At 41.7% G+C, this 2,288-nt stretch carries 1 protein-coding gene; it reads right to left on the bottom strand.

Features of this window, described 5'->3' with window-relative positions; genetic code table 11:
- Positions 1 to 289: 289 nt before the first annotated feature.
- On the bottom strand, positions 290 to 1,915 hold the full coding sequence (locus ACED25_RS23270; RefSeq protein ID WP_017101452.1) for a methyl-accepting chemotaxis protein: 1,626 nt from the start codon (positions 1,913 to 1,915) through the stop codon (positions 290 to 292).
- Between the last annotated feature and the right edge of the window lie 373 nt (positions 1,916 to 2,288).

Below are 2,288 nucleotides of genomic sequence, written 5' to 3'. Positions count from 1 at the left end.
AACCACCGACACGAGGATTTTCAATCCTCTGCTCTACCGACTGAGCTATCCGGGCGACGAGGTGTATTAAACGTGTTTTCGCGTTCTGGGTCAACATTAAATTGCAAAAAAAGTATTGTTTGATGTTTTTCTATACTTAGTGGGTTGTTTTTGTTCGTTTGGGTAGAAAAACCTAGGTCTAGCATGCCTTAAAAGATGGCAAAACTACGGTTAACTGCTTTGAATGAGCGCTGAAATAAAAAAGCACGTATGAAAACGTGCTTTTATATTAAAGGTTTTTCTCGAGAGTTTAGTGTTTTACTTCAAACCTATTTACCCAAGTCTCTAATTCGTTAGAAAGAGAAGCTAAAGTTTGAGTACTGTTATGGCTTTCCGTTACGACATCGCTCAGTTGGTTGCCACTTTCTTCAATCATATTGATACGCTTCGATATATCATCGCTTACCTGGGTCTGTTCAGCGGCTGCTGTTGCGATTTGATGGCTCATTGATGATATAGACTCTAATGCAATCACAATCTGTTGTAGCGCTTCAGAGGCATTCTGAGACTCTGCTACAGTACTTTCACTCGTTGCCGCACACACATTCATTGTTTGAATGGCGTTACGGGAACCTTCTTGAAGATTATTGATCATTAACTGAATCTCTTTGGTGCTCGATTGCGTTCGACCAGCAAGATTACGTACCTCATCCGCCACTACTGCAAATCCACGACCTTGTTCACCCGCTCGCGCAGCCTCAATAGCAGCGTTAAGTGCTAACAGGTTAGTTTGCTCTGCAATATCGCCTATAACGTCCAATACCTTAACAATATTGTTTACGTCGTTATCTAGGTTAGCAACAGCTTCACTGGCTGTACCTAGTTGTCCTGCTAGGCCTTGAATGTTATCTACTGTGTTGTGGATTAGGAGCTGAGTATGTTGGCTTTGTTTGTCTGCCTCGTCGGTGTTACGAGCTGTATCGCCAGCTGAATCGGCAACATTATTTGCTGAAGACGCCATCTCAGTCATTGCTGTTGCGATCATTTCAGTTGATTGTTGCTGAGTTTCAGTAAGTTGAGCGATAGAACCTGCACGATCTTCCACGCGCTGTAATTCGCCTCTTAACGCTAGCATTGAAGAGTTAAGGTTTGATACTAACTCTGCCAGTGATTGACTCATTTGTTGTACCGCGTGATAGATACTGCCTTGCTCAGCTTGAGTCTCAAACGATGTTTGAATTTTTCCTTCTGCGACAGCTTGTACTGCTTCTCTTACGTCTTTCGGTTCACCGCCAAGTAGCGATAGCATACGTTTAATTGAGATAATCAAGCTTGAAAGAATGACACCAGCAATAGCCAAACATAAAATCAGTTGCCATTGTGCTGTTGACCAAAACCTTGCGTTGACTTCATTGAAGCCGATACCTGTACCTACAACCCAACCCCAATGAGGTGTTTTTTCTGCGATGGACAGTTTTTCCTCAATGCTTCCGTCGGGGAGTTTTTGTGTCCAGGTGTACTCGACTATTTGTCCTGTTCTATTGCCAAGTGCTCGCTGAATAAGTTGGCCAACGCTATTTCCATCGCCATCTTTAAAATCATTAAAGCTGGTTCCGTGTAGTTGCGGATCTAAAGGTGTTGCGACAAAAGTCATATCTTCATCAGCAACATATACATATTCATTGTCTTTATAGATATTGTTGCGCAGTAGGCGAGTGGCAAGCTGTTTGGCTTGTTGTTCTTCTAGAGTGCCATCAATAGCCATTTTTTCGACTTCAGTAAGAATGCTGTATGCACTTTTAAATAGCTCCGTCACGCGAGCTTTGTTGTCTATGTTGCTAGCAACTCTTAAGGTCCATAAACCTGTAGCCGTAAGTGCGAGCAAGGCAATCAAAATGATGCCTGATAATAAATAAGCTTGCGTTTTTAATTTCATATTTCCCCGTGCAGCGATCTAATAATAAGTATGGTGTATCATTCACGAATCTTAAGCTAAGTCGTGTAGTGCAGGTATCAGAAAGGTATCAAAACATGATGAAGATTAAATTTACGAAGAAAAAAAAGTCCCCAAAAGAACATTTTTCGCTGTCAAATGAATAAACAGAGGTAAGAGCAATTACTCTATTGAGGGTGGCGAATGTAGTCTATTTACTCGAAGATCAAGATTTAATGTTGAACTGATGTGTTATTGAATGGCGTTAACTTTTATTCAAACGAAAAAAAGCCAAGTCTCTCGACTTGGCTTTCTTGAATGTGGCTCCCCTTGCAAGACTTGAACTTGCGACATACGGATTAACAGTCCGCCGTTC

This window comes from Vibrio sp. 1F263 (genome assembly GCF_041439035.1).
Classification (GTDB): domain Bacteria; phylum Pseudomonadota; class Gammaproteobacteria; order Enterobacterales; family Vibrionaceae; genus Vibrio; species Vibrio tasmaniensis_A.
Note: the sequence above shows the minus strand (reverse complement) of the source record. Positions and strands in the feature narration are given on the sequence as shown.